At 65.7% G+C, this 18809-nt stretch carries 18 protein-coding genes; 6 read left to right on the top strand and 12 right to left on the bottom strand.

Translation table 11 applies throughout. The annotated features are described in order from the left end of the window. The 3 genes from ACSYG9_RS04135 to ACSYG9_RS04145 all read right to left on the bottom strand — a co-directional run bounded on the left by ACSYG9_RS04135 (position 1) and on the right by ACSYG9_RS04145 (position 4007). On the bottom strand, positions 1-570 hold the full coding sequence (locus ACSYG9_RS04135) for a hypothetical protein (RefSeq protein WP_454841266.1): 570 nt from the start codon (positions 568-570) through the stop codon (positions 1-3). Between the two features lie 162 nt (positions 571-732). Beyond that, entirely contained in the window at positions 733-1950 is a 1218-nt protein-coding gene (locus ACSYG9_RS04140) for a globin domain-containing protein (protein ID WP_454841267.1), read from the bottom strand. A gap of 485 nt (positions 1951-2435) precedes the next feature. Beyond that, the gene (locus tag ACSYG9_RS04145) at positions 2436-4007 is read right to left on the bottom strand and encodes an AMP-binding protein (RefSeq protein ID WP_440125943.1); all 1572 of its coding nucleotides are present in this window, start codon (positions 4005-4007) and stop codon (positions 2436-2438) included. 209 nt (positions 4008-4216) lie between these two features. Here ACSYG9_RS04145 and ACSYG9_RS04150 point away from each other — a divergent pair, with 209 nt between their 5' ends. Further along, on the top strand, positions 4217-5008 hold the full coding sequence (locus ACSYG9_RS04150) for an FAD-binding oxidoreductase (RefSeq protein WP_440127532.1): 792 nt from the start codon (positions 4217-4219) through the stop codon (positions 5006-5008). A 23-nt stretch (positions 5009-5031) separates the two neighbouring features. On the opposite strand, the gene ACSYG9_RS04155 is transcribed toward ACSYG9_RS04150, so the two are convergent. Both ACSYG9_RS04155 and ACSYG9_RS04160 read right to left on the bottom strand, forming a co-directional pair. Next, positions 5032-5433 carry a nuclear transport factor 2 family protein gene (locus ACSYG9_RS04155; protein ID WP_440125944.1) on the bottom strand — a complete coding sequence of 134 codons (402 nt, stop codon included), beginning with the start codon at positions 5431-5433 and terminating at the stop codon, positions 5032-5034. 10 nt (positions 5434-5443) lie between these two features. Then, on the bottom strand, positions 5444-7153 hold the full coding sequence (locus ACSYG9_RS04160) for a 3-ketosteroid-delta-1-dehydrogenase (protein ID WP_440125945.1): 1710 nt from the start codon (positions 7151-7153) through the stop codon (positions 5444-5446). Positions 7154-7607: 454 nt separating this feature from the next. Between ACSYG9_RS04160 and ACSYG9_RS04165 the strand changes: the two genes are divergently transcribed. Next, on the top strand, positions 7608-8762 hold the full coding sequence (locus ACSYG9_RS04165) for a saccharopine dehydrogenase family protein (RefSeq protein ID WP_454841269.1): 1155 nt from the start codon (positions 7608-7610) through the stop codon (positions 8760-8762). Between the two features lie 122 nt (positions 8763-8884). Here ACSYG9_RS04165 and ACSYG9_RS04170 read toward each other — a convergent pair whose 3' ends face one another. Together ACSYG9_RS04170 and ACSYG9_RS04175 are read right to left on the bottom strand one after the other, a co-directional pair. Beyond that, entirely contained in the window at positions 8885-9403 is a 519-nt protein-coding gene (locus ACSYG9_RS04170; RefSeq protein ID WP_454841271.1) for a nuclear transport factor 2 family protein, read from the bottom strand. Then, a complete protein-coding gene (locus tag ACSYG9_RS04175) occupies positions 9403-9792 on the bottom strand; it encodes a nuclear transport factor 2 family protein (protein ID WP_440125948.1) in 390 nt (129 codons plus the stop codon). The genes ACSYG9_RS04170 and ACSYG9_RS04175 overlap by 1 nt, the downstream gene beginning before the upstream one ends. 164 nt (positions 9793-9956) lie before the next feature. On the opposite strand from ACSYG9_RS04175, the gene ACSYG9_RS04180 reads away from it, so the two are divergent. The 3 genes from ACSYG9_RS04180 to ACSYG9_RS04190 all read left to right on the top strand — a co-directional run bounded on the left by ACSYG9_RS04180 (position 9957) and on the right by ACSYG9_RS04190 (position 12154). After that, a complete protein-coding gene (locus ACSYG9_RS04180) occupies positions 9957-10451 on the top strand; it encodes a flavin reductase (protein ID WP_440125949.1) in 495 nt (164 codons plus the stop codon). 91 nt (positions 10452-10542) lie between these two features. Further along, entirely contained in the window at positions 10543-11532 is a 990-nt protein-coding gene (locus ACSYG9_RS04185; RefSeq protein WP_440125950.1) for an MsnO8 family LLM class oxidoreductase, read from the top strand. Positions 11533-11704: 172 nt separating this feature from the next. Further along, a complete protein-coding gene (locus tag ACSYG9_RS04190) occupies positions 11705-12154 on the top strand; it encodes a hypothetical protein (protein ID WP_454841273.1) in 450 nt (149 codons plus the stop codon). Positions 12155-12228: 74 nt separating this feature from the next. Here ACSYG9_RS04190 and ACSYG9_RS04195 read toward each other — a convergent pair whose 3' ends face one another. From ACSYG9_RS04195 to dnaK, 5 genes are all read right to left on the bottom strand, one after another. Then, a complete protein-coding gene (locus ACSYG9_RS04195) occupies positions 12229-13764 on the bottom strand; it encodes an FAD-binding protein (protein ID WP_454841274.1) in 1536 nt (511 codons plus the stop codon). A 114-nt stretch (positions 13765-13878) separates the two neighbouring features. Continuing rightward, on the bottom strand, positions 13879-14283 hold the full coding sequence (locus tag ACSYG9_RS04200) for a heat shock protein transcriptional repressor HspR (RefSeq protein WP_440125953.1): 405 nt from the start codon (positions 14281-14283) through the stop codon (positions 13879-13881). Continuing rightward, positions 14280-15455, bottom strand: coding sequence for a molecular chaperone DnaJ (dnaJ, locus tag ACSYG9_RS04205; RefSeq protein WP_440125954.1), 1176 nt, complete (start codon positions 15453-15455; stop codon positions 14280-14282). Before dnaJ ends, ACSYG9_RS04200 begins: the two co-directional genes overlap by 4 nt. A 31-nt stretch (positions 15456-15486) precedes the next feature. Then, positions 15487-16122, bottom strand: coding sequence for a nucleotide exchange factor GrpE (gene grpE / locus ACSYG9_RS04210; protein WP_454841275.1), 636 nt, complete (start codon positions 16120-16122; stop codon positions 15487-15489). After that, positions 16119-17957: a molecular chaperone DnaK gene (gene dnaK / locus ACSYG9_RS04215; protein WP_440125956.1), complete on the bottom strand. Its 1839-nt coding sequence runs from the start codon at positions 17955-17957 to the stop codon at positions 16119-16121. Before dnaK ends, grpE begins: the two co-directional genes overlap by 4 nt. Before the next feature lie 357 nt (positions 17958-18314). Here dnaK and ACSYG9_RS04220 point away from each other — a divergent pair, with 357 nt between their 5' ends. After that, positions 18315-18803, top strand: coding sequence for a hypothetical protein (locus ACSYG9_RS04220; RefSeq protein ID WP_454841276.1), 489 nt, complete (start codon positions 18315-18317; stop codon positions 18801-18803). Positions 18804-18809 lie beyond the last annotated feature (6 nt).

An 18809-nucleotide genomic window follows, 5' to 3' on the forward strand; every position in this document is an offset into this window, starting at 1 on the left:
TCACGCCCGCGAGCTGACAGCGCGCGCGAAGTCCGGGTGCGCGTCGCGCACCACGAGCGCCGAACCATCTTCTGCAAGAGTCACTCCTACGCCACCTCGCCGGTGCTCGATCATCCGCAGCGCGACGTAGAGGGGGATGAAAGACACCGCGAACACCCCGAGCAGCGCGAACCCGTAGGGACGAGGCGCGCCCTGCAGCAGCGCGAAGACCAACCCCAAGAACAGCACCGCAAGCGCGGTGAAGAGTGCGGCGGCAGCGATCTGCCAGCGCAGACGTGCGGTGACACATCGTGCACAGACAGGCCACTCCACTGCCGCCACCTGCACCGTGTAGGCCGCAGCGAGTGCGGATCCCAGGCGGCTGTCACTACTGTCCGGCTGCGACCGATCCGACTTGACCGTCACCCGCACCCGGTCGGATTCCGGGTCTCCGTGTCGCGAGCAGATCGGCGGCACCGGCTCTACCGGCCGCAGTGCGCCTTCTCCACTGAACGCCGATCCGAAGAGAGCCTCGTCCGCGCTCTCCACCGGCACTCGCACTTCCACCCGCTGAGGGTCCCCGTTCGCCATGCGACGCAGTATGTCAGGCGACACCCGCCCTCGACAGATCGGGCATATCGCGCGAAATCTCGGGCCGTCCGCAACCTTCCACCCGTCGTGCGACTTTCCGTTGGTTCACGACCCGAGGAAACCCGTGCGGAATGGGGAAGCTTCCTTCACAAGGCCGACTACTCAGCTCGGCAGCCATTTGTCGGGACCGAACACCTCGTAGTGGATGTCGCGTTCCGAAACGCCGCGTTCGACCAATGTCTCTCTGACAATCTCCATGAAGGGCAACGGACCACACAGATAGACGTGCGTCCCGGGCTTGATCTCGACCTCGCTCAGATCGATCCGGCCGACTCGGGTGGTGCCTGCGGCGGGCCGCACCCCCAGGTCCTCATACCAGTGGTGGAGGCCGGCGCCCGGTAGTCGCTCGACGAGCTCGGACAACTCCCGCCGGTGGGCGTGCCGTGACGGCGCGCGGTCGGCGTGGAGCACGGTGACATATCGGTCCGACTCCGTGCGAGTGAGGTAGTGCAAGAAGCCGATGATCGGAGTACAGCCGATACCCGCGGAGATGAACAGCAGCGGAGCATCCGTGTCGTCGAGCAGGAGATCACCGTACGCCCGCGACACTCTCACCTCGTCGCCATCGAACAGATTGCGGTGCAGATAATTCGACACCTCGCCCTCCGGGACGACGCTTCCGTCCTCCGAGCGGATCTCGGGGATTGCCTTGACCGTGATTCCCCAATACTCGCGCTGCGGCGCGCGGGTCAGGCTGTACTGCCGGATCTGCTGAGCTCCGTCCGGTAATCGCACAGCCACCGAGACGTACTGACCCGGCCGCGCGAACGGCAACGTCGACCCGTCCGGCAACGCCAGTGCGAACGAGACCGTGTCGGGGGACTCCTGAGTCCGCTGCCGGACGACGAGTTGCTGCCACACCTCCCCCGGTTCGACACCGGACTCGCGATACAGTTCGCTCTCCATCGAGACGAGGGCTTTCGCCATGTCCCAGTAGACCTCGTCCCACGCTGCTCCGACCTCCGGCGTGACGGCGTCTCCGAGCACGTCGGCGATCGCCTCGAACAGGTACTTGTGGACGATGTCGTACTGGTCGGCGATGATGCCGAGCGACGCGTGTTTGTTCGCGATGCGCGACAGCAGATCGTGCGGTTCGGCGACGTTCTCCGAGACCAGAAGAGTTGCATATGCAGCTATCGCGCCGGCGAGAGCTCGCTGCTGATCGCCCTGTGCCTGGTTCCCGCGGTTGAACAGATCCCTCTCGAGTTCCGGATGCGCGGCGAACATGCGCCGGTAGAAGACGGGGGTGATATCGCCGATGGCGCCTCCGACGACGGGAAGAGTCGCGCGCACAACCTCAGCGTTCTGTGCAGACAACATGATCCAACGGTAAGCCCGCCACACTCGAGGTGACTCGACTTCGAGCGTTTCACCAGCAGAAACGAGCATGCAGGATGGTTCTCGGCGGCCTGCCGTGCGGCGTGGCCACCGAGAAACCGTCCGGGGACCCCCGGCGCTTCTGCTTACCTACCGATGTCGGCGGTCCACCCATCATGCCGCCGACGAGATCCCGATCGGACAATCCTGTGCAGGATCTACTCAGCGGATCCCGACGAGATCAGTTCCAGGATGACGCCCACGAGCACGTCGGTGAGCAGCGATGCGATGGAACCCATTTCATTCCCCCTCCGATGGTTGACGCCGTGCACCGCTGGTCGATGCACAGCGGTGATTCAGGGTGATTCGAAATCCCCGACCACCGGAAACAATGGTCACTCGAGTCGACGAACTCCGCTTGCCACGTGACCGATCTCACCCCGTCACACTGGGAAAGTCATTTCCTCGCACAACCTTTCGTGCGTTAACTATCGATACGACGCGCGCAGCGTCTTCTTGTCGAGCTTGCCGAGCGGCGTCAGAGGCAGGGCGTCGAGAAAATCCACCGACTTCGGAGCATGCACCGACCCCTTCGCTGCGCGCACCTTCTCGATCAGTTCGCCGGCCGGAACATCCTGCCCGTCGCGCAGCACGACGCACGCCTTCACGGCCTCGCCCCACTTCTGATCGGGGACACCGACAACCGCGACCGATGCGACGGCAGGGTGCGCCGAGATGACGTCCTCGATCTCGCGGGGAAACACATTGAAGCCGCCCGTGACGATCATGTCTTTCTTGCGGTCGACGATGGTGAGGAATCCGTGCTTGTCGGCGCGCGCGACGTCGCCGGTATGCAGCCACCCCCCGCGCAGGGCCTCGGCGGTCTCCTCTGGCTTGTTCCAGTAGCCCTTCATCACGAGCGGTCCCCGCACACAGATCTCCCCGAGTTCACCCTGCGGCACCTCCTGGAGGTCGTCGTCGAGCAGGCGGACATCGAGCCACGGGACCGGCCGGCCGCACGACGCGAGGCGGCCGGGATCGTCGGCGAGGTGCTCTTCTTTGCGCAGCACCGCGATGGTCATGCCGCATTCCGACTGACCGTAGAACTGGAAGAACACCTGCCCGAGACGCTCGATGCCGTCACGCAGCCGTGCAGGCGACATCGCGGAGGCCCCGTAGAAGAGGGTCTGCAAGCTGGACAGGTCACGAGTGTCGAAGTCCGGGTGGTCGAGCAGCATGTAGATCATCGTCGGGACGAGCATGGTGGCGTCGATGCGGTGCTTCTCGATCGTCTCGAGGACGAGGCCCGGTTCGAAATAGGGCAATACGTAGAGGCAACCGCCGCGCAGCAGTGTGGGAATGAAGAACGCGGCTCCCGCGTGGGAGAGAGGCGTGCAGATCAGGAAGCGAGGTTGATCCGGCCACTGCCACTCCGACATCTGGATCTGCGGAAGCGCGACACCGGATCGGAACGAGCCCATCACACCCTTGGGCTTTCCGGTGGTACCACCGGTGTAGACCATCGACGACGTGTCCTCGGCATCGACATGCGCCGCGACGAGTCGCTGCTCGGTGAAGGTCTCGGCGAGGGCGAGGATATCGGTGGCGATCTTCGACGGGCCGAGCGAGAACAGATTCTTCAGAGTCGGCACCTGCGCCTTCAGTTCTTCGGCACGCTCCTCGAAGTGCACGGGATCGAAGACGAGGGTCTCGATCTCGGCGTCGGCGGTGATGTAGAGATGGTCGTCGAGTGACCCCATGGGATTGAGGGCGCTGTTACGGCACCCGGCGATCATGGTCGCGCCCATGTTGATGAGAACTTCGGGACGGTTCTTCGACAACACTGCGACCGACGAGCCCTGCCCGACTCCGACCGATGCGAGTGCCTGCTGGTAGCGGCTGATGGCCGCGCGCATCTCCGCGCCCGTGAGGACTACGTCGCCCAGGTGCAACGCGGGGCGGTCGGCGCTGCGGTCGAGCGCGGTGATGAGCAGATCCGGGTTGTAGACGGGTCGATGCAGGTCGGCGTACTCCCCGGACTCTACGGACTTCTCAGCCATCGGCATCCTTCCGATCGTGGTGGCGGCGTCGGTGCGATGGCCGAGAGGTCGTTATGGCGACCATCACATGCTGCCCGTCACGATAACCGCTCGAGGCCAAAAACTGAAACATGTTCCATTCTGTGACCTGTCCGAATTCTCGCCTAGAGTTCATGGCAGCACCGAGCCCTCCGCACCACCGCGCGCCCACCACCCAAGAGGATTCCCACATGCAGTCGGCCACGTCGCCAGCGTCCGAAACCGAGATCGCCGTGTCGGCGACCGTCGTCGAGCACCACCGCCTCCGACACGATCTCGCCGTCATCCGACTCGAATGCACCGACAGCATGGTGCCGTTCCGTGCGGGCCAGTACGTCGACGTGACGGTTCCCCAACGCCCGAATCTGCCGCGACGCCTGTCCCCCGCGCTGCCACCATCGATGGACGGCAAGCTCGAATTCCACGTCCGTACCGTCCCCGGCGGCTGGGTCAGCGGCGCCATCGTCTCCGACACCCAGCCGGGCGACGTATGGAGCATCACCTCACCCCGCGGCGGGGATCTCCATCTCGACGACACCGGACGTATCGCCATCATGATCGCCGCAGGAACGGGCCTGGCGCCGATGCGCGCATTGATCCTCGACGCGGCCCGACGCGAGAATCCTCCTCGCACGTTCCTGTTCGTCGGCGCGCGGTCTCCCCGCGATCTGTACGCCGCCGACATGCTCTCTCTCATCAGTGAGGCGCTACCGTGGCTGACGGTGGTCCCCGTCGTCGAGTCCGTCGAAGACCCGTCGGTACCCGACCCGTGGCACCAGCGGATCCTCTCCCGCATCGGCGATATCGGCGCCGACCCCGATGAACTGCTCGAGGGCAGCCTCGACGAAATCGTCACGTCCTACGGGGCATTCGGCGATCACCAGGTGCTCGTCTGCGGACCCGGCGCGATGGTGCAGACGACGGTGCAGCGGCTCACCGAGTCGGGTACCCCCATCGAGAACATCCGCTTCGACCCGTACTGATCCTTCGGTCGCGGTGTGATCGGCTACAGGCCGATCACGCTACGATCGCCGAGTTCGCCGCGGATTCGGACGGTACGCGCCGCAAGCCGCCACCCATCAGCAGTGCGACGCCACCGGTCGTCGTAGTCGCCCATGCATTCGTAGGTGGTGCCGGTGAGGTCGCCGATCCCGGTGTGGAACGCCCGGAAACTACTGCGTACCGCGACGTCGCTTCCCGCCTGCTCGATCCGGACGTTGCCGATCAAGTGCTGGGTGGCACCGCACGCGTCGAGGCAATTCCGGACGCGTGCAACAGTTTCCGCAACACCGACAACACCGTACGACTGTGTGTCGTCGGTGAGCGATGCGGCGAGCGTCACCCAGTCCTTGTCATCGAGACAGGTCGCCAACGCGAACAGACTGTCCGCGATGGCGACCCGGTCCATGCCCATCACCTCAGCGAGCGACCTTCGCGTCGGCGGCGTCGTGTGCTGCGATGTAGCCGTACACGAGTCCTTGGCCGATCGTGGCACCTGCACCCGGGTAACGGTTTCCGAACGCGTTGGCGGCGGTGTTGCCGATCGCGTACAGGCCGTCGATTGCGGCGCCGTCCTCACGCAGCACGCGGCCATGCTCGTCTGCGCGCAGACCGCCGCAGGTGCCGAGGTCGCTGAGCGTCATCTTCACGGCGAAGTACGGGCCCTGATCGAGCGGTCGCAGGTTCGGGTTGGGCTCGATCGTCGGATCACCGTAGTAGCGATCGTAAGCGCTCCCGCCACGGGAGAACTCCGAGTCCGTGCCTGCCGCAGCGTCTTCGTTGAACCGGCGGAACTGCTCGGTGAACGCGTCGACGGGTACGCCCATCGATCCTGCAAGCTCGGCCGCCGACGCACCGCTGTGCGCGATACCGGCCTTGAACCACGAGCCCGGAATCGGCTGGCGCGGCATCAGCCCCGCCGCGAACACGTAGCTGTTGCGGTACTTCTGGTCGAACACGATCCACATCGACTCGATCGGATCCCCCGCGCGCTCTCGCTCGAGAACCAGCTGCCCGAAAGACATGTAGTCCGACGACTCGTTGGTGAAGCGGCGACCGGTCTGATCGACGATGAACGACCCCGGAAGCGAACGCTCCGCGAGCATCACCAGCGGCGGCCTGCCCTGCTTGGCCGGGGCGACGGCGGGGAACCACCACGCCTGGTCCATGAGGTCGACATCGGCGCCGATCTCCTGCGCGACCTTGATGGCGTCGCCGGTGTTGCCTTCGGCGCCGAGGCTCTCGCCCGCGACGAGCGACTCCGACTGGAACTTGTGACGCCACTCCATGTCGTGATCGAAGCCGCCTGCCGCGAGGACGACACCACGGCGTGCGGTCACCGTCACCTCACGGCCGTTCTGCTCGAGAACCGCACCGGTCACCCGATCGCCGTCCTTGACGAGCCGCACCAGCGAGGTCTCGGTCCACACCGGGATCTTCGCGTTCAGCACACCCGCGAAAAGACCGGCCGCGATCGCCTGACCACCCGCGACGTATTCGCGCTTGAGGGCGAGTCCAGCGACACCCTGCGCGAGGCGACGGAAGATCCGCGAGAAACCCTTGACGGGCATCCTCGCCATCAGGTTCATCCACTTGTAGTCGGCACCCGTGGTGGGCATCGGCAGGCCCGCGTCCATCAGACCGGGACGCAACCGGCCCCGTTCCGCACCCAGCTGGGAAAGATCGAAAGGCTTGCACTCGCAGGTGCGGCCGACCGCAGCACCACCGGGACGCTCCGGATGGTAGTCCGAGTAGCCCTCGGCCCAGAAGAACTTCATCGGCGTGGTGCGCTGCAGCATCGAGACGGTCTCGGCGCCGTTGTCGACGAATGCGTCGCCGCGCTCGACCGGCGCGGTGCCGTCGACCACTGCGCGCACATAGGTGCGGCCGCGCTCTTCCGTGTCGCCGGTGCGTGCTTGCTTCAGGACCGGGTTGGCAGGCATCCAGAACGCACCACCCGATCGGGCCGTGGAGCCACCCACGTACTCGGTCTTCTCGACGATGAGCGACGACAGGCCGCGCTCGTTCGCCGCCAGGGCCGCAGCCATGCCCGTGCCCGCGCCGATCACGAGCAGGTCGACGGTGGTGTCTCGGGCGGGAGTCAGGGGCGGTACGGCGCGTTTCGCCATCGAGAATTCTCCTTGTACCTGATTGTCACAATGTGTTGGGAGACGCTAGGCCAGCCGCTTCACCATCGGAGCGGATGATCCCGGCCACCGGGACACCTCACGGGCCGCATCCCTCGCGTCGATGGCGGCACCCGGATCACAGCGGTGCGCTCCGACCGCGACTTCGCACCGAGCCGACCGAAACCCCGGCGGATTCATACGTCGATGTTGCGGTCCGCACCGACTGGATGCGCGTCGATTCCAGGTTCGAACAATCCTGTTCGTGGTGATGACACCGCACCCCAGCGATATGTAGAGTGCATTCGCGGCAACGTGATCGATGCCATACGCATGGCTGCCACCTGCCGCCTCCGAGCTCCGCGACGAACTCGGAGATGAGTGCAGATCGCATGTCCCGCAGCCGATTCCGGGACGAGCGCCCCTCCACTCAGACAGATCGAGGTACATCGCTTCCATGAAACTCGTCATCCTCAGCGCCGGTTCCATCGCCAGCTCCGTCGCGCGAATTCTCGCGCCGTCCGGCAGCTACGACGAACTCGTCATCGCCGACCTCGACCTCGACAAGGCCAGCGCAGTCGCCGATGAGCTCGGCGCCAAGGCCGAGCAGTTCGACGCAGCGGATCCTGCCAGTATCCGAGAGGTCATCACCGGCGCCGACGTCGTGTTCAACGCGGTCGGCCCGTTCTACCGCTTCGGCATGCCGATCATCCGCGCCGCCGTCGCGTGCGGTGTCGACTACATCGACGTCTGTGACGAATTCGATGTCGCCGAACAGCTCGTCGCTGCCACCGACCTCGACGAGGAAGCCAAGGCTGCAGGGGTGAGTGTCATCTTCGGTATGGGCTATGCGCCCGGTATCACCAGCCTCATCGGTCGTTGGGCCGTCGAGTCACTCGACTCGGCGCACAGCGTGGACGTCGCGATGGCGATCCCCTACATGGTCGACATGGGGATGACCATCAACGAGCACATGCTCCACTCGATGTCCGGCGACGTCGTGCAGTACATCGATGGCGCCATGAAGCGTGTTCCTGCATGGGGCGAGCCGAAGCCGTTCTCGTTCGAGACACCGTTCAACGTCACCGCCAACGCCGGCTACATGGGCCACCCCGAGGGCATCACGCTCGGAACCTACGTGCCGGGCCTGCGCAACGCGACCGTGCGCTTCACCTGGTTCGAGCAGGAAGGCAACGAGATGTGGCAGCTCTTCGAGAGGCTCGGCCTGACCAACCCGAACAAGCTCGAAGGCCTGCCGATGTCGCCGCGCCAGTACCTTGCCCGCTTTATGACTACCCCTGAAGCGGAGCAGGGTCTCGCCGTCCGGGCGGCCGGCCTGCCTGGAACCGCGATGCAGATCATCGCCGAGGGCGAGATCGGTGGCGAGCCCGCTCGCGCCGTGTTCGAGATCCAGATCATCGACACCGGGTCCGATCCGACGCCGCACGCCGCCGCAACTGCTGTTCGCGAGGTACTCGAGGGTCGCATCACCCGCAAGGGCGTCATGTCACCCGAAGCATGCATCGATCCGGAGCCCTTCGTCCTCGCGGTGCTCGATGCCAGCGGCGTCAAGCTGAGCAAGCGGATCACAACGACCACCACCATCGGCTGACACCCGCGAGCGATCACCCACTTGCGGATACTCGAACTCGTCCGTCCGCGCGGGCAGGGCAGTACACTGCCCTGCCCCGATACACTGCCCTGCCCCGATTCGTTTCCGACGACAGTGGGCGGTTATTTTCCTCGATACGAGTAGAACGACGGCGTGTGATCGACCCGGAGCCGCGTGAGGTTCCGATAGCTGATCAACCACCTCCCGTCGACCCGGCGGTATTCCTCGTGGTAGTGACCCCAACCGTGCAGGTGCTCCTCCACGTCGCCGTTGGTCCACCACAGCACGTCCTCCATCGCCCAGATGCCGGTCGCGGTGGTGTCGGAGGTGAGCGTGATCTCGGGGTTGTGGCCGTGGTGGGCCGAGGTGACGGTGACCCCGCCGTCGAGGAATTGCTGGATCATGTTCTTGAGCGGCTCGCGGCCCACGACCGCGCCGGGACGCTCTGCGGGCGGCAGGTGACTGTGGTCGCCGCCTTCGAGGCGGAACGTCTCACTGACGACGTCCTCGGTGTGCAGCGTCGGGTAGAGCTCCCACTGTTTGTTGTCCATCACCCGGAGCCGAGCGGCGAACACCCGCTTGATCTCCTCGATGGCCATCGCCTGCTCGGCCGCGGTGAGTGTCAGTTCTGTGCCGGGCATCAGAGTTGACGCATGTCGTCGGCCGACCAGAACGCGCGCATCGAGGTGATGCGGCCCTGCTCGTCGAAGGTCATGACGTCGATCGGCTCGACCTCGTAGGTGGCCTCGCCCATCGGGGTGGTGACCCGGAAGTGGAAGGCGGCGCTCGACCCGCTGATCTTCACAGCGAGCAGTTCGGTCTTCTGCGACGTGCCGTCGAGTGCGCTGTAGAACTTCGTGATCGCCTCACGTCCGACCTTCGGCTCGGAGCCGACCGGATCCTCGAGGGTCGCGTCGTCGGCGTACAGTGCGGCGATCGTCGCCGACGTACCGGACTCGAGTGCGGCCATGTATCCGGTGATGGTGGCGCGGACAGTGTCCGCAGACGGAATGCTCTCGGTTGTTGACATGTGCGCGACGCTACGGCGGCCGGATCTCCGCGCGGATACAGTTTCCCGTTGAGCGAGAGGCCGGTATTTCACGCCGTGTCCGACCACTGATCGGGAGCCCCATCCACGCTTGTCGATCGAGTACCGGACACTGGAGGAACGACGATCTCGGAACGGAGCTGAGTATGACCGCGGAACATGCAGTGCTGGATCCACGCACGATGCGCGATGTGATGGGAAATTTCTGCACGGGAGTCACCGTGATCACTGCCCTCGACGGTGACGAGCCGCTGGGCTTCGCGTGCCAGTCCTTCACGTCGGTGTCGCTGGAACCACCGCTGGTGTCGTTCTGCCCGGCTCGCACCTCGACGACCTGGCCCCGGATCCGTGAGGTCGGCACACTCGCCATCAACGTGCTCGCCGAGAGCCAGCGCACGCTGTGCGGGGCGTTCGCGACGAGCGGCGGAAACAAGTTCCGCGGTGTCCGCTGGTCTCCGGGTGACAACGGTGCGCCCGCCATCGACGGTGCCCTCGCTCGCGTGGAGGCCGTCGTCGAATCTGAACACGACGCAGGCGACCACACCATCGTCGTCGCCCGCGTCACCGGATTGACCACCCTGGATCCGAACAGCCCGCTGCTGTTCTACCGCGGCAATTACGGCACATTCGAGCACATGTGACACACGAGGCGGAATAGCGGTCGTCGGGAACGGGTTGCACCGAAGGTGTGCCCGGCGGCCGGTGCCGGGCCCCGACGCGAAGGATCTCTCGGTGACCGTTCCCCTCTCCATTCTCGATCTGGCACACATCGGCAAGGGCGAAACTGCACGCGACAGTTTCGAGGCCAGCGTGAGGATGGCCCAGCTCGCGGAGAAGTGGGGCTACCGCCGGATCTGGTACGCGGAGCACCACAACATGCCGACGATCGCGTCGTCGGCGACCAGTGTGCTGATCGCGCACGTCGCCGCGCACACCTCGACGATCCGGCTCGGCGCGGGCGGCATCATGCTCCCCAACCATTCGCCGCTCACCATCGCCGAACAGTTCGGCACCCTCGAAACACTGCACCCGGGTCGTATCGACCTCGGTCTCGGTCGCGCACCCGGCAGCGACCAGAAGACTATGCGCGCGCTGCGCCGCGACCCGTCGTCGGCGGACAGCTTCCCGCAGGACGTGCTCGAACTTCAAGCGTATCTACGTGGTGATTCCCGCATCCCCGGCGTCGACGCGATCCCAGGTAAGGGCACCGACGTGCCGCTCTACATTCTCGGATCGTCCCTGTTCGGCGCGAAGCTCGCGGCGCTCCTCGGGTTGCCGTATGCGTTCGCGTCGCACTTCGCGCCGCAGGCCCTCGAAGAGGCGGTGCAGCTGTACCGCAGCGAGTACCAGCCGTCCGAACAGCACCCGGAGCCGCACGTCATCGCCGGTGTCGGTGTGATCGCAGCCGACAGCACCGCCGAGGCCGTCGACATGTTCGAGAAGGCCAAGCGTCAGCGCGTCGTGCAGATGGTCGGGCGCGGCCGCACCTTCACCGAGGAAGAGATCGACATGCTCCTCGACTCCCCCGCCGGGATGCAGGTGCTCACGATGCTTCGGTACACCGCCGTCGGCACCCCCGACGAGGTGCGCACGTATCTGGACGCGTTCACCGAGCGCGCGCAGGCGGACGAGTTGATCGTCGTGTCGACGGCGCCGGGTCGCGAAGCGTGGCTGCGGTCGCTCGAACTGGTTGCACAGGTCAGCGGACTGGTTCCTGCCTGACGATTGACCGAACGTCACCTTCATGCACCTCGAGTAGCCGAGGGTGACATTCGGCCGTCGGGGCCGGGCACGGGAAACGGGAAAGGAATCTCCCCGCGAAACGTACTCGCGGGTACACTTTGTCGGCCGGCCGGTCGCCGGCCGCAGGCACCCCGACAACCGCAGGAGCACAATGAAACTTCGCACCCGCGTCCTTGCCGCAGCCGTTTTCGCCACCGCGACCCTCACCGCGCCCGCGACCGCGGGTGCCGATGGACTTCCCGACGACGGTCCCACCATCGTCATGACCGTCACGAACACCAGTGACGCGCCGATGATCTACTCCGGCGACAGCAACGAGTACGGGCGGTGGGTCGACAAACCCGCCACGGTGATTGCAGCACATGCGACCGAGACGATCAGTGCTGTCGCTACGGACCGGCGCGGGCTCGGAATCCAGGTGACCTACACGATGCCGGGCGACGGGCACGTGACCTTGATGTCGAGCAACTACGGCACCGGCCCTGCGAACGCCGACGGAACGCGGATCGATGGCGGCAACCAGCACGGCTATTCCATCTCGTCGCACGTCGGCACGGGCTTCCCATTCATGAAGGTGGCATACACGGTCGCCCGGCCCTGAAACGACACCGGCCGAACGTCACTCCCCCTGTGAGGTGAGTGACGTTCGGCCGCTTGATGCTCGGTCCGCGCCCGTCAGCGGGTCGCAGCATCCTTCACGGCCAGATGCGCGAACAGCGCGCTCGCGCCGATCGGGTTGCCACCGCCGGGGTAGACGGTGCCGCTGGGCGCCGCCATCGTGTTTCCTGCCGCGTACAGCCCTGTGATCGGGTTGCCCGCAGTGTCGAGGACACGGCCGACCGTGTCGGTCTTCAGACCGCCCTTGGTGCCCAGATCGGAGATCCCGAACTGCGCGGCATGGAAGGGCCCCTTCTCGATCGGCACCAGCGCCGAACCGCCACCGGTGAACGCGAGGTCGTACGCCTCGTCACCGCGACCGAAGTCCTCGTCGACGCCCTTTGCGGTGAGCTCGTTGAACCGTGTGACGGTCGCCTCCAGCGCCTCGGCGGGAACGCCGATCTGCTCGGCGAGCCCGGCGAGCGTGTCGGCGGACTTCCACAGGCCCTTCTCGACGTACTCCTCGGTGTCCGAGAACGGAACGTTCGTCGCGGCGATCGGCGGCACCGCACCGGCACGGTCGTCGTAGATCATCCAGAACGGAAGGGTCATCTCACCGGCTTCCATGCGGGCGATGACCTCACGGCCGAGCCGGTCGTAGGGCGCGTACTCGTTCGTGAACCGCTTTCCGTCCTGATCGACGAAGATGCCGCCCGTGAAGCACAACGCGAACGCGGATCGGCCGTCCGGATGTGTCAGGCCCGGTGACCACCACGCCTCGCCCATCAGGTCGACGTCGGCGCCCGCAGCAATACCGGCCTGGTGCGCCTTGCCGAGGTTCGACCAGGGCCCCATCGAATCCTGCGCGGCCCCCGGAACCCCGTACTTCGCCCGCATCTCGTCGTTCTGATCGAAGCCGCCGGCCGCGAGAACGACGCCCTTGCGGGCGCGGATCGCGCGGCGCGAGTCACCGTTCGAGACGATCGCACCCACCACGACGCCGTCTTCGACGACGAGCTCTTCGAGCGGGGTGTTGCGGTACAAGGACACGTTCGGGTATTTGCGCAGCGCAATGAGGAATCGGCCGATGAGAGCGCGTCCGCCGATCAGTACGTCCGGCAGCGCGTCCCCGTTGCGTTCACGTCCCAGCGGACCGCGGATGGACTCGTTGAGTTCCGGATCGTCCGCGATCGGTCGCGGCTTGGGGGCGATGTGGCGTCCCTCGGCGCGGGCCTTGGGAGCTTTGCCGAAGTAGTCGGGCCACGGGTACGCCATGAACTCGATTTCGTCGTCCGACTCGAGGTAGTCGATCAGCGGCGCGCCGCCGCGCACGTAGGCATCCTGCAGCTCACGGGGGGTGCGGTCGCCGACGACGGCATGGTAGTAGGTGAGCGCGTCGTCGATGGTGTCGTCGTCGCCGACGCGCTTCAGGACGGCGTTGGTGGGGAACCAGACGCCTCCGCCCCCGGAGTAAGCGGTGGTTCCGCCGAAGTACTCGGATGCTTCGACGAGGGTGACCGACAGACCTTCACGCGCTGCCGTGTAGGCGCCGCAGCACCCTCCGGCTCCCGATCCGACGACGAGTACGTCGGTTTCTTCCGCCCAATCCACCATGCTTGATGCCTTCCGCTGATCGGTCCTGTGGAACACGCCACAGTGTGCCCGTGTGGAGGGCTTTCCGGTCGTGGGATTCCGCTGATCGGGAGGCTGACGTGGCAGCGGATACGGTCAGGAGTCGCGCTGTCCGCGCGGCTTCCACACCACCAGTGCATTGCTGCGCGGGATGGGAACAAGATCGCGCCGGGCGGAACGCAAGCGGGCGATCTCCACCGACATCTCCGATACCCGTTGCTGCAGGGCTTCGACCTGGTTGGTCAGCTCGATGATCCGCTTGATGCCTGCGAGGCTGACACCCTCGTCCTGCGAGAGTCGCTGCACTTCACGAAGCAGTTCGACGTCGCGCGGCGAATACCGGCGACCGCCACCGCTGGTGCGGTGTGGGGTCACCAATCCGAGCCGGTCGTAGTTTCGCAGGGTCTGCGCATGCATCCCTGCGAGTTCGGCCGCGACCGAGATGACATAGACACGTGCATCCGGGTCGGGCGGGTTACGGAAACCTGGTGTCTCGCTCATCGTGCACCTGCCCATCCTTCACGCGGATCGAATCCACCGGCCTCTTCGGCCTGAAGATATGTGCGCAGCGCCTCGGTCGCCTTGTCGTCGAGGTTCTGCGGGATGGCCACTTTGAGGGTCACCAGCAGATCGCCCGAGCCGCCGCCGCGCTTCGCGACACCACGGCCACGGACACGCATGACCCGACCGTCAGCGGTGCCCGGCGGAATCTTCAGCCCGACACGACCTTCCAGCGTCGGTACCGATACGGTGCCGCCCAACACGAGTTCGCCGTAGCTGACCGGCAGCACGAGGGTCAGGTCGTCGCCTTCGCGACCGAACACCTTGTCGGAGCGCACATGCACGGTGACGAACAGGTCTCCCGACGGCGCGCCGCGCAGTCCGGCCTCGCCCTGCCCGGCGAGACGGATCTTGGATCCGTCCTTCACGCCCGCGGGAACGCGGACGGTGATCGTCCGTGTGCGGTTCTGCACGCCGGATCCGTGGCAGTCGTGGCACGGATTGTCGATGATCGAGCCGCTGCCGCGGCAGTCGTCGCACGGCTCCGAGAAACCGAATGCGCCCTGGTTGCGCGAGACGATGCCACTTCCGTTGCAGCGCGGGCAGACACGCGGGCTCGTGCCCGGTTCGGCGCCGCTACCGTGACACGTGGTGCACGGCGCGGGGCTGGTCATGCGCAGCGGAACGGTGACGCCGAGCACGGCGTCACGGAAGTCGAGGGTGGTCTCGGTCTCGACATCGCTTCCGCGGCGCGGACGCGATCGGGTTGCCCCGCCTGCGCCTCCGCCGCGATTGAACATGCCTCCGAAGAGATCGCCGAGCCCACCGTCGCCTGCCGCACCTCCCCCGAACAGGTCGCCGAGGTCGAAGGTGCTGCTCCCGGAGAATCCACCGCCGCCTGGCTGGAAGCCGCCGCCACCGGGGAAGCCTCCCGAGGCGTACAGGCGACGGGTTTCGTCGTATTCCTTGCGTTTGGCAGGGTCGGACAGCACGGCATTGGCTTCGCTGACCGCCTTGAAACGCTCCTCGGCGGCGGAGTCGCCGGGGTTGGCGTCGGGATGTAGGTCCCGTGCCAGCTTGCGGTAGGCCTTCTTGATCTCGTCGGCCGATGCGGACGAGGAAACGCCCAGATCCTTGTAGAAGTCCTTCTCGATCCACTCCCGTTGGCTCACTGGGCGCCTCCTCCTTCCGCTGTTGTTGTTCTTACTCTGCGCCGGACTCGTCCGACGACTTGTCCTGCGGTGTGTCCGGCGGATCTCCATCGGTCACGGTCACCATCGCGTGTCGCAGGATCCGCTCGTTGTAGCGGTACCCCTTGCGCAGGACTGTCCCGAGAACGGGATGGTTTCCGTCGCCCTCCATCTGAACGGCTTCGTGGAGTTCAGGGTCGAAGGCGTCGCCCTCGACTCCGAATCCGGCCAGCCCGAGCGAGTCGAACACCGTGGTCAACTTGTCGGACATGGCCTTGAGCGGGCCCGACTCGAGATCTCCGTGTGCTCGCGCACGGTCGAGATCGTCGAGCACGTCGAGGAACTTCGCCGCGACCGAGGCCTTGGCTTCCTCCACCGCTGCCGTGCGCTGTGCGTCGGACCGACGCCGGTAGTTGGCGTACTCGGCCGTGACACGCTGCAGATCCGCAGTGCGCTCGGCGAGTTCGTCCGACGCCGGAGTCTCCACCGGCGCCTCGGTGGACGCTTCTGTGTCGCCCTCCGAGCCGGGAGCCGACTCGACCACATCGCCTTCGAGAGGCTCGGAATCACGAACCTCGAAGGTCTCGGGGTCGATCCGCCGCTTGTCGGTGACGGTGACCGGTTCCTGCTCGGGGGTACTCGACGTCACTTCTTCTCCGTGTCGTTGGGCTCGTCGACGACCTCGGCGTCGACGACATCGTCGGCTCCGGCGGCTGCACCGTCACCGGCTGCGCCTTCTGCGCCCTGCGCCTCGTAGATGGCCTGGCCGAGAGCCTGCGACTCGGTCGCGAGCTTTTCGACGGCAGCCTTCACCGCGGCGATGTCGGAACCGGCGAGCGCGTCGTTGGCTTCCTTGATGGCAGCCTCGACCTTCTCCTTGACGTCGGCAGGCACCTTCTCCTCGTTGTCCTTGATGAACTTCTCGGTCTGGTGCACGAGCGACTCGGCCTGGTTGCGAACCTCGGCCTCCTCGCGACGGGTCTTGTCTTCCTCGGCGTGAGCCTCGGCGTCCTTGACCATCCGGTCGATCTCCTCCTGGGACAGGCCGGAGCCGTCCTGGATCTTGATCGTGTTCTCCTTGCCGGTGCCCTTGTCGCGGGCGGTGACGTGCACGATGCCGTTGGCGTCGATGTCGAAGGTCACCTCGATCTGCGGCACACCGCGCGGAGCCGGCGCGATACCGCCGAGCTCGAACGAGCCGAGCAGCTTGTTGTGCGCTGCGATCTCGCGCTCACCCTGGAAGACCTGGATCTGCACGGACGGCTGATTGTCGTCGGCCGTGGTGAAGGTCTCCGACCGCTTGGTCGGGATCGTGGTGTTGCGTTCGATGAGCTTGGTCATCACGCCGCCCTTGGTCTCGATACCCAGCGACAGCGGGGTGACGTCGAGCAGCAGGACGTCCTTGACCTCACCCTTGAGGACGCCGGCCTGCAGGGCAGCGCCCACGGCCACGACCTCGTCGGGGTTGACACCCTTGTTGGGCTCGCGGCCACCGGTGAGCTCGCGCACCAGGTCGGTGACTGCGGGCATACGGGTGGAACCACCGACGAGCACGACGTGGTCGATGTCGCCGACAGCGATACCTGCATCCTTGACGACCTGCTGGAACGGCGCGCGGGTGCGCTCGAGGAGATCGTTGGTGATCTTCTGGAACTCCGAGCGGGTCAGCTGCTCGTCGAGGAAGAGCGGGTTCTTGTCTGCGTCGACCGTGATGTACGGCAGGTTGATGGACGTCGACTGCGAGCTCGACAGCTCGATCTTCGCCTTCTCCGCAGCCTCACGCAGACGCTGCAGGGCCATCTTGTCCTTGGTCAGGTCGACGCCGTGCTGCGACTTGAACTTGTCGACGAGCCACGTCACAACGCGTTCGTCCCAGTCGTCGCCACCGAGGTGGTTGTCGCCGGAGGTGGCGCGCACCTCGACGACGCCGTCGCCGATCTCCAGGAGGGACACGTCGAACGTGCCGCCGCCGAGGTCGAAGACGAGGATGGTCTGTTCCTTCTCGCCCTTGTCGAGACCGTATGCGAGCGCGGCCGCGGTGGGCTCGTTGACGATGCGCAGGACGTTGAGGCCTGCGATGGTGCCGGCTTCCTTCGTCGCCTGACGCTGCGAGTCGTTGAAGTACGCGGGCACGGTGATGACCGCGTCGGTGATGTCCTCACCCAGGTACGCCTCGGCGTCGCGCTTGAGCTTCATCAGCGTGCGAGCGCTGATCTCCTGCGAGGTGTACTTCTTGTCGTCGATCGCGACGGTCCAGTCGGTGCCGATGTGGCGCTTGACCGAGCGGATCGTGCGGTCGACGTTGGTGACCGCCTGGTTCTTGGCGGGCTGGCCCACCAGAACTTCGCCGTTCTTGGCAAACGCAACAACCGACGGGGTGGTGCGTGAACCTTCAGCGTTGGCGACCACGACCGGTTCGCCGCCCTCCAGAACGGAGACGACCGAGTTGGTGGTCCCGAGGTCGATACCGACCGCACGAGCCATGATTTCCTCCAAATGCTTTCGAGATGTTCCTTGCTCAACCTGAGCCTGTCCGACTCACACTGAGCGCGGTCGACTCGACTTTGCACCTGTCGGCATCTGCCTGTCAAGCAAGTTGAGTCATATGCGCTCAAGTTGTCTGATGGGTCCAACGGCAAGTAACGAGAATATGTTCCGGATGTGATGCACATCACTCTTGCTTACGGGACATGCGGACAAATACACCATTCCCGACGCGCGGTATCTGTCCGGAGGCGTTGCAATCGTGGTTGTCCACAGGCGACCGCGTTGTCCACAGATCCAGCCCTCCGGCCCCGGATTCGCCCTATCTCGTCGTAGTGGGTCGCGACGCTGACAGGCATGACCGAACCACCCCTGAAACGCCGATCCGATCTGCTTGCCTCCGGCACCACCGCCGACGAGATCCGACACGCGCTGCGCAACGGATCGCTGAAGCGCATCGCACGCGGAATCTATGTCGACGCCGCCACCGACCTCGACCCCCTCGCCGGGCACCGTGCCCGCCTGACGGCCCTCCGAGGCACCTTCTCCGACGACGAAGCGATCAGCCACGTCTCGGCTGCCGTCCTGCACGGATTCGACCTGTGGGGCGTCGATCCGAGGTGCGTCCACCTCACCCGCGACCGCGCCTCCGGCGGTAGCCGACGCGAGACCCGGCACATCCACACGGCGTCATTACGGCCCGAGGAGATCTGCCACGTCGAAGGCCTGCCCGTCACCTCCGTCGCTCGCACGATCGTCGACCTGGCGCGCGCACTACCCGTCGACCAGGCGGTGATCGCCGGAGACTCCGCGTTGCGGATGCACCCGAACGTCGCCCTGTTGTGACCCGAG

The organism is Rhodococcus sp. SJ-2, assembly GCF_053750035.1.

Coding starts and splice junctions, on each gene's coding strand:
- ACSYG9_RS04170 (WP_454841271.1), bottom strand. CDS start 9,403: ATGCCCGGCACAGAACTGACACTCACCGCGGCCGAGCAGGCGATGGCC.
- ACSYG9_RS04175 (WP_440125948.1), bottom strand. CDS start 9,792: ATGTCAACAACCGAGAGCATTCCGTCTGCGGACACTGTCCGCGCCACC.
- ACSYG9_RS04190 (WP_454841273.1), top strand. CDS start 11,705: ATGAAACTTCGCACCCGCGTCCTTGCCGCAGCCGTTTTCGCCACCGCG.
- ACSYG9_RS04160 (WP_440125945.1), bottom strand. CDS start 7,153: ATGGCGAAACGCGCCGTACCGCCCCTGACTCCCGCCCGAGACACCACC.
- ACSYG9_RS04145 (WP_440125943.1), bottom strand. CDS start 4,007: ATGGCTGAGAAGTCCGTAGAGTCCGGGGAGTACGCCGACCTGCATCGA.
- ACSYG9_RS04135 (WP_454841266.1), bottom strand. CDS start 570: ATGGCGAACGGGGACCCTCAGCGGGTGGAAGTGCGAGTGCCGGTGGAG.
- ACSYG9_RS04195 (WP_454841274.1), bottom strand. CDS start 13,764: ATGGTGGATTGGGCGGAAGAAACCGACGTACTCGTCGTCGGATCGGGA.
- ACSYG9_RS04165 (WP_454841269.1), top strand. CDS start 7,608: ATGAAACTCGTCATCCTCAGCGCCGGTTCCATCGCCAGCTCCGTCGCG.
- ACSYG9_RS04140 (WP_454841267.1), bottom strand. CDS start 1,950: ATGTTGTCTGCACAGAACGCTGAGGTTGTGCGCGCGACTCTTCCCGTC.
- dnaK (WP_440125956.1), bottom strand. CDS start 17,957: ATGGCTCGTGCGGTCGGTATCGACCTCGGGACCACCAACTCGGTCGTC.
- ACSYG9_RS04200 (WP_440125953.1), bottom strand. CDS start 14,283: ATGAGCGAGACACCAGGTTTCCGTAACCCGCCCGACCCGGATGCACGT.
- ACSYG9_RS04155 (WP_440125944.1), bottom strand. CDS start 5,433: ATGGACCGGGTCGCCATCGCGGACAGTCTGTTCGCGTTGGCGACCTGT.
- ACSYG9_RS04180 (WP_440125949.1), top strand. CDS start 9,957: ATGACCGCGGAACATGCAGTGCTGGATCCACGCACGATGCGCGATGTG.
- ACSYG9_RS04220 (WP_454841276.1), top strand. CDS start 18,315: ATGACCGAACCACCCCTGAAACGCCGATCCGATCTGCTTGCCTCCGGC.
- ACSYG9_RS04150 (WP_440127532.1), top strand. CDS start 4,217: ATGCAGTCGGCCACGTCGCCAGCGTCCGAAACCGAGATCGCCGTGTCG.